Here is a 7,030-nt window from a genome sequence, read left to right on the forward strand (position 1 = left end):
TGCTCCCACTTCGGCCACTCGGTGTTACCCACCATGATCGCGACCGGCGAACCGAGCGTCAGACCATGCCGCACACCACCCAGGAAGGTGACCTGATCCTGCTCGAACTTCATGCGCGCACCGCGTCCATAACCGAGCCGCCGCCGCGCCAAGTGCTCCGCGACCATCTCGGTCGTGATCGGCACGCCGGCGGGAAGGCCCTCCAGCGTCGCGACGAGTGCGGGGCCGTGGGACTCCCCCGCGGTCAGCCAACGCAGCCTGCTCAACGATGCTCTCCCGCCCCGCCGACGCGAGCCCCGTGCAGCCACTCGACCTGGTCGTACAGTTCACCGGCCGTGAGGGAGGAGAGCATCGTGTTGCGGGCGGCCGCGGCGTCTCCGGCCGGGTGGTAGAGCCGCTCGCCCATGGCACGGGCCACCTGCTGCGCCCTGGCGGCGCGCTCGTACCGCTCGGCGTTGTACTTCTCCAGGCGCGGTGGGACGTCTCCGGCGGCTCCCGCGAGGAGTTCGCCGATGACGACGGCGTCCTCAAGGGCCATGCAGGCGCCCTGGGCCGCGTACTGGAGCATGGGGTGCGCGGCATCGCCGAGGAGGGCGACGCGGCCGTCCGTCCAGCGCTCGACCGGGTCGCGGTCGCACAGCACCCATTCCTTCCAGTCGGTCCCCAGTTCCAGCAGTTGCCGGGCGGTGTCGCTCAGGTCGGGGAACTCGGACAGGACGTGCGTCCGCTCGGCGGGCCTGCCGGCCACGACGTCCTGTGCGCCGTCGTCGCGGGTGGCCGCCAGGTTGAGGAACTTCCCGCTGCCGATGGGGTAGTGGACGAAGTGCCACTTGGGGCCGGCCCACAAGGTGACGGTGTTCCAGCGCAGTTCCCGCGGAACCCGCTCCATGGGGATGACGGACCGGTAGATCGTGTGCCCGGACACGCGTGGCGAACCGTCCCCGACAAGCCGGCCGCGCACGGCGGAACGGATGCCGTCGGCGCCGATGAGCGCCGCGCCGGTGAAGCGGCGCCCGGTGTCCGTGATCGCCGTGACGCTGTCCGGGTCCTGTTCGTACCAGGTCACGGAGGACTTGGTGTGCAGGGTGACGTTCCGCTGCGCGAGGCAGCCGTCGAGGAGTGTCTGGTAGAGGTCGCCGCGGTGCACGACGGCGTACGGGTTGCCGAAGCGGGTGCGGTACGCGCCGGTGAGCGGCATGCTCGCGACCCGCTGTCCGGTGGTTCCGTCCATGAACCTCAACTCGTCGATGTGCACCGCGTGTTGCCGGACCTCCGCGCCGACGCCCAGGCAGTCCAGGGCGTGGAAGGCGTTCGGGCCCAGCTGGATGCCCGCGCCCAGTTCGCCGAAGGTGTCCCTTCGTTCCAGCACGACGGCCTGGTGGCCGTGGCGCGCGATGCTCAGTGCCGCCGCGAGGCCACCGATACCGCCCCCGGCAATGAGTACCTTCATCGTGATCCTTGTCGCTGTGGGGAAGCCGGCCGAAAGGTCGGAGGGAAGAGCCGTCGCGGTTCCTCGGGGAACCCGGCGGTGGAGGCATCCGGTTCGACGGCGAGGTCGACGGCGCCGTAGCCGCCGGGCCGGACTTCGATGACATCGGCGGGCCGTTCGGTGGCCTTCGCGCCGAACCGGCGCATGAGGGCCAGGGTCATGGCGCGCTGACGAGCGGGAAGCGCAGCCGGGAGGTGCCCGTCGCGGCGGCGGCCGGCAGCGGGGCGCGGTCGGTGCTGCTCTTGGATCCGGGGATACGGGCCGTTCCTGCGGCGGGGTGCGCGGTCGTGTCCGTCATGGACTGTCCTCCAGCACAGGGCACAGGGGCGGGGCGGGGCGGGGCTCAGCCGGTGAAGGCGAGGCCCAGACGGGCCAGTTCGACGCTGTCGTAGGCGCCCTCCGTGGTGGCCTCGACGTCGAAGACGTGCCTCTCGGCGGGCGGACGGCCGATGAGTTCGGCGGCCCGGGCCGGAATGGGCGCGGCCGCGGCCTGTGCCGACTCCCACAGGAAGACGGCACCCCACCGGTTGGTGCGCTCGTCCGAGATCCACACCTTCAGACGCAGCCCCGGTACCCGGGAGAACCGGTCCACGGCCTCGTCGCGCAGGAAGTCCCGGAGCGAGGCGATGGTCTGCCCGGACCCGTCGAGGTCCCACCAGGCGATCACGACGCGCATAGGCGCAGCGCCCCCTCCAGCGCGTCGCCGACGATGCGGACGCCGTCCTGGGTGAGCACCGACTCGGCGTGGAACTGCATCGAGGCGAAGCCCGGCCCGCGCAGCGCGTGAACCTCTCCGGTGTCGTCGTCCCGGCTCGCCTCGACGGTCCCCACGCCGGGAACGTCGAACTCGTCCTGCGTGCCACGGGCGGCGAACGTGTTGTAGAAGCCGACCCGTTCCCGTGCTCCGAACAGGTTGATCTCCCGCTGGACTCCCTGGTTGGGCACCGGCCGGCGCACCAGTTCCAGGCCGAGCAGGGTGCTGAGCACCTGATGGCTCAGGCATACGGCGACGAAGGGCCGGCGCTGGTCCAGCAGCGTGTGGATCGCGGACCGCAGTCGTGCGATCTTGGGGTGCCGGGTGGCGCGCGGATCACCGGGGCCCGGACCCATGACGACGAGTTCGTGGTCGTCGAAGGAGTACGGCTCGTCGAAGCGCCGGACCGTCGGCTTCAGCCCCATGGCCCGCAGCTGGTGGCCGATCATGGACGTGAAGGTGTCCTCCGCGTCCACCACGAGGACCCGGCGGCCGGCCAGTTCGGACCTCCGGCCGGTCCACTGGGCGTGCTCGCCGGTCCAGAACCCGGCGATCGAGTCGTTGCGCTGCGCGAGGGCCTGGCGCACGCGCGGGTGTTCGGCAAGGCGCCCGGAGCCTTCGGCGCCCAGCGCGGTGAGGAGACCGGCCGCCTTGGCCCGGGTCTCGTCGACCTCCGAGTCCGGGTCGGAGTGCCGTACCAGGGTGGCGCCGACGCCGATGCTCAGCCGGCCCGCGCCGTCGATGTCGGCGGTGCGGATGAGGATCGAGGAGTCGAGCGTGCGCCGTCCCCGCTTGTCCTGCCCGATCAGGGCGGCCACGCCGCTGTAGTAGCCGCGCCCGCGGGGCTCGTACCGGTTGATCACCCGGCAGGCGCTCTCCAGCGGACTGCCCGTCACCGTCGGTGCGAACAGGGTCTCCCGCAGGATCGTGCGGGGATCGTGGTCGCTCGCGCCCTCGATGAAGTACTCGGTGTGCGCGAGCCGCGCCATCTCCTTCAGATACGGCCCCACGACCCGGGGAGCGGGGTCGCAGATCCGAGCCATCATCTTGAGTTCCTCGTCGACGACCATGTACAGCTCGTCGGCCTCCTTGCGGTCGGCGAGGAAGTCCATCACCCCCGGCAGGGTGGGGCCGGAGGACGGATAGCGGTAGGTGCCGCTGATCGGGTTCATCACGGCCCGGCCGGCCCGCAGGCTCACGTGCCGCTCGGGGGAGGCGCCGACGAAGGTGCGGTCGCCGGTGTGCACGACGAACGTCCAGTACGCGCCCTGCTCCCGCTCCAGCAGCCGCCGGAAGAACGCGAGGGCACTGCGCACCGTGTAGCCGGTGATGTCGGCGACGAAGGACCGCTTGATGACGAAGTTCGCTCCCTCGCCGGTGCCGATCTCGTCCGCGATCACCTTGCGGACGATGCCGGCGTATTCGTCGTCGTCCAGGTCGAAGGCGCCGCCGTCGAGCACGACCGGCTCACCCGGCAGCCGCCGCAGGGCGTCGCCCACCGTGACGGAGGTCTGCTCCTCCACGGTGATCGTGATGAGCGGTTCGCCGTCGTCGGCGCAGACGTAGCCGCGCTCGGCGACCTGACGGTAGGGGATCAACGCCAGGACCTCCTGGCGCGTCCCGGCGTCGGGATCGGGGGCCTCGCTCAGGGGGATCCGGGCCACGGCGTCCACCGTCGACGCCGTACCCGTCAAGATCTCCAGGGTGTCAGGGCCGCTGGCTTCGGGGCGGTGCAGCAGCGCGAAGGCGGACGGCCGCGGCCCGAGGATCCGGTCGAGCAGGTCGGGTGCCGTACCGGGGTTCTCCTCGTTCATCGGGCGAGCTCCTCGATCACGGACGTGGTGGTGGTGACCAGGGCGCAGCGCTCGGCGGCGTAGTCGAGGGCCAGCCGGTGGTACGCCTCGGTGAAGTCGGCGACGGCGTCGGCCACCAGAAACGTCTCGATGTCGTTGGTGAAGGCCTCCACCGCGGTGGACAGCACCCCGATGTGCGCGTACACACCGCAGAGGATCAGCTGGTCGCGGCCGTGGGCGCGCATCCGGTCCAGCAGGTCGGACCGGAAGAACGCGCTGTAGCGCCACTTGGCGAGCAGCCAGTCGTCCGGGCCGGGGGCGAGCGGCTCCACGACCTCCCGGTCGGCGGGGTCGACGCGCATGCCCGGTCCCCAGAAGTCCTTGAGCAGTCCGCGCTGTTCGTCGGTCATGCCGCCCGGCTGCGCGGTGTACGCGACGGGCATGCCGGAGGCGACCGCCTGTTCGCGGAGCCGGGTCGCGTTCCGCACGAGGTCGGCAGCGGGCGCCTCGTCCGCGTTGAACTGCCGCAGGAAGTACCGCTGCATGTCGTGGACGAGCAGGACCGCGCGGTCCGGATCGGCCTGCCACGCCGCCGTGTTGGCGGGCAGGTCGGCGGTCCGGGGCATCGGGTAGGGCTGGACGGGGGGGATCCCCGGCACGGTTTTCATGGACGGTGTCCCTGGCATGGTCTTCCTCGTATCGCTTGGGTCGTCAGACGCCGAGGCTCGCGCCGCCGTCGACGGTGAGGTCGTGCATCGTGATGTGCGAGGCCTGGTCCGAGAGGAGGAACGCCACCGCTTCGGCCACGTCCGAGGGGCGGGCCAGCTTGCCGAGCGGTATGCCGACCCGGTAGGCGTCGGGCGATCCTTCGAGGGTCGCGGCGCGCCCGTGGTCGTCCCGCCACATGGACGTGAGCATCGGGGTCTCGGTGGAGCCGGGGGCGACCACGTTGCACCGGATGCCGTACCGGGCGACCTCCAGGCCGAGGCACTTGGTGAACATGGTCGCCGCGGCCTTGGACGCCGCGTACGCGGCCATGTCCACGCGTGCCGTTCCCGCCGCGTTGGAGGCGATGGTGACGACGGCCCCGGAGCGCCGCCGGACCATGCGGTCGACCGCCGCGCGCGACATGTAGAACACGCCGGTGGTGTTGACCGCGAACGTCGCGGCCCAGTCCTCGTCGGTGAGGTCCCGGGCCTTCGCCAGGCGCAGTACGCCCGCCCCGTTGACCAGGTGGTCGAGCGGTCCCAGGGCGTCCTCGACGTCCGCGACCAGGCGCTCGGCCGCGGCGCTCGTGGTGACGTCGGCGGGGAACGCCCGTACCCGCAGTCCGGCGGCGGCCAGTTTCCCGGTCACCTCGCTCAGCCGGTCGGCGTCCTTGTCCACGGCGGCCACCGAGGCCCCGCGTTCGCCCAGGGTGCGGACGACGGCCTCGCCTATTCCGCCCGCGGCTCCCGTGACCAGGGCGATCTTTTCTCGCATAGCGAACCGGTCTCCTTCTCAGCGACTTTTCGGTGACTTTTCGGCGCCTTCTGAGCGCCTTCTCAGCACCCTCTCAGCGGCGCCAGGCCGAGGCGACCTCAACGGCCTGGCGCGGGTTGAGCCGCGGGTCGCAGAAGCTCGTGTACTTGTCTCCGACCGAATCCAGGAACGTGCGATCGGCAACGCATTCCGTGACATGGTCGGGGGTGGTTTCCAGGTGCAGGCCGCCCGGAATTCCGCCGGCCGCCGTCACGGACTCCTGGAATTCCTCGACCTCGCGTACGACGGTCTTCACGAATCGCGTCTTCAGACCGTCGGGGCCGGACTCGGTGTTGCCGTGCATCGGGTCGGACAGCCAGATCACCGGGTGCCCGGCGGCGCGTACGGCGGCGACCAGGGCGGGGAGCTTTCGGGGTGCCGTGCCGGCGCCCATCCGCGCGATGAGCGTCAGCCTCCCGGGGACCCGGCCGGGGTCCAGCCGCTCGCACAGGCGCAGCAGTTCCTCCGGCGTCATGCCCGGTCCCACCTTGCAGGCCACCGGGTTGCGCACGGCCGCCAGGAGCGCCACGTGGGCGCCGTCCACCTGCCGGGTGCGCTCGCCGATCCACGGCCAGTGCGTCGAGGTGAGCAGCAGACCGCCGTCGTCCTGCCGACGCAGCATGGGCAGTTCGTAGTCGAGGAGGAGGGCCTCGTGGCTGGTCCACACGGGGGCCTGCGCGCGCCCGGCGCCGCCGGACCGGCCGAGGTGCTCCATGACCTCGCGCGCGGCCCGGTGGCCGGTCAGCAGGCGCCGGGGGTCGGGCCGGCGCAGCACCGGGTCGGGGTTCGGATCGTTCACCATGTGCCCGCGGTAGACAGGCAGTTCGACGCCCTGGACCGTTTCGGTGGGCCGGGAGCGCGGCTTGGCGTACTGGCCGGCGAGCCGGCCCACGCGCACCACCGGCCGGCCCGTGTTGACCCGCATGACACCCGCCAGGAGGTCGAGCACCGCCGCCTTGCGGGCGATGTCCACGCGGCCGTTCTCCGCCCAGTCCTCGGCACAGTCACCGGCCTGGATGACCTGGGCGTGCCCCTGGGCGACCGTCCCGAGGTGGTCGTGCAGCCGGGTCACCTCCGCGGCCTCGACGAGCGGCGGCAGCGCGCTCAGTTCCCGCCTCGCCCGCTCCGTCTCAGGATGACCCCGCCAATCGGGCTGCTGAAGAGCGGGAAGCGATTCGATGTAAGCGAGCTCGCTGTCCACCTCGGTTCCTCTCGTGGAGATGAAGAAGGACTTCTTCGGCTGAACTCGTGAGTTGCTTTCACCGATTCTGCAGAATTACGGAAACTCCGTGAAGGGCGGAATCGCTACTTCGTCAGGTTCCGGCGGAGCGGCATCAATTCATCCGCAGGTCGGGGTGAATTCATACGGCCGGGAACGGGGAGTTCCGGAAAGCACGGAGTCCCGGGGGGGGGGTGCGCCCCGGGGGTGAACCGACGAAATAGTTTGTCGTGATTGTTTTGCCGACGCCGGGG

8 protein-coding genes are annotated in these 7,030 nt (G+C 71.2%); all 8 read right to left on the minus strand.

Translation table 11 applies throughout. From position 1 onward, the window contains the following. Nucleotides 1-266, minus strand: a 266-nt coding sequence (locus ABZ642_RS19620; RefSeq protein WP_360485204.1) for a chorismate synthase, incomplete at its 3' end; no start/stop codon positions are given. Beyond that, a complete protein-coding gene (locus ABZ642_RS19625; RefSeq protein WP_360485207.1) occupies nt 263-1,450 on the minus strand; it encodes a 3-hydroxybenzoate 6-monooxygenase in 1,188 nt (395 codons plus the stop codon). The genes ABZ642_RS19620 and ABZ642_RS19625, both read right to left, overlap by 4 nt. Before the next feature lie 196 nt (nt 1,451-1,646). Then, nucleotides 1,647-1,787 carry a hypothetical protein gene (locus ABZ642_RS19630; RefSeq protein ID WP_360485210.1) on the minus strand — a complete coding sequence of 47 codons (141 nt, stop codon included), beginning with the start codon at nt 1,785-1,787 and terminating at the stop codon, nt 1,647-1,649. 45 nt (nt 1,788-1,832) lie between these two features. Then, on the minus strand, nt 1,833-2,165 hold the full coding sequence (locus ABZ642_RS19635) for a hypothetical protein (RefSeq protein ID WP_360485213.1): 333 nt from the start codon (nt 2,163-2,165) through the stop codon (nt 1,833-1,835). Continuing rightward, nucleotides 2,153-4,057 carry an anthranilate synthase family protein gene (locus tag ABZ642_RS19640; RefSeq protein WP_360485216.1) on the minus strand — a complete coding sequence of 635 codons (1,905 nt, stop codon included), beginning with the start codon at nt 4,055-4,057 and terminating at the stop codon, nt 2,153-2,155. The genes ABZ642_RS19635 and ABZ642_RS19640 overlap by 13 nt, the downstream gene beginning before the upstream one ends. Next, nucleotides 4,054-4,695: an isochorismatase family protein gene (locus ABZ642_RS19645; protein WP_360485952.1), complete on the minus strand. Its 642-nt coding sequence runs from the start codon at nt 4,693-4,695 to the stop codon at nt 4,054-4,056. The genes ABZ642_RS19640 and ABZ642_RS19645 overlap by 4 nt, the downstream gene beginning before the upstream one ends. Before the next feature lie 52 nt (nt 4,696-4,747). Next, nucleotides 4,748-5,518 (minus strand): 2,3-dihydro-2,3-dihydroxybenzoate dehydrogenase, encoded by a 771-nt coding sequence (locus tag ABZ642_RS19650; protein WP_360485219.1) that lies wholly within the window; start codon nt 5,516-5,518, stop codon nt 4,748-4,750. A 73-nt stretch (nt 5,519-5,591) separates the two neighbouring features. After that, entirely contained in the window at nt 5,592-6,758 is a 1,167-nt protein-coding gene (locus tag ABZ642_RS19655) for a 3-deoxy-7-phosphoheptulonate synthase (protein ID WP_360485222.1), read from the minus strand. Nucleotides 6,759-7,030 lie beyond the last annotated feature (272 nt).

It is taken from the genome of Streptomyces sp. NPDC007157, assembly GCF_040634235.1.
Taxonomy (GTDB): Bacteria; Actinomycetota; Actinomycetes; order Streptomycetales; family Streptomycetaceae; genus Streptomyces.

Coding starts and splice junctions, on each gene's coding strand:
- ABZ642_RS19625 (WP_360485207.1), bottom strand. CDS start 1,450: ATGAAGGTACTCATTGCCGGGGGCGGTATCGGTGGCCTCGCGGCGGCA.
- ABZ642_RS19630 (WP_360485210.1), bottom strand. CDS start 1,787: ATGACGGACACGACCGCGCACCCCGCCGCAGGAACGGCCCGTATCCCC.
- ABZ642_RS19635 (WP_360485213.1), bottom strand. CDS start 2,165: ATGCGCGTCGTGATCGCCTGGTGGGACCTCGACGGGTCCGGGCAGACC.
- ABZ642_RS19640 (WP_360485216.1), bottom strand. CDS start 4,057: ATGAACGAGGAGAACCCCGGTACGGCACCCGACCTGCTCGACCGGATC.
- ABZ642_RS19650 (WP_360485219.1), bottom strand. CDS start 5,518: ATGCGAGAAAAGATCGCCCTGGTCACGGGAGCCGCGGGCGGAATAGGC.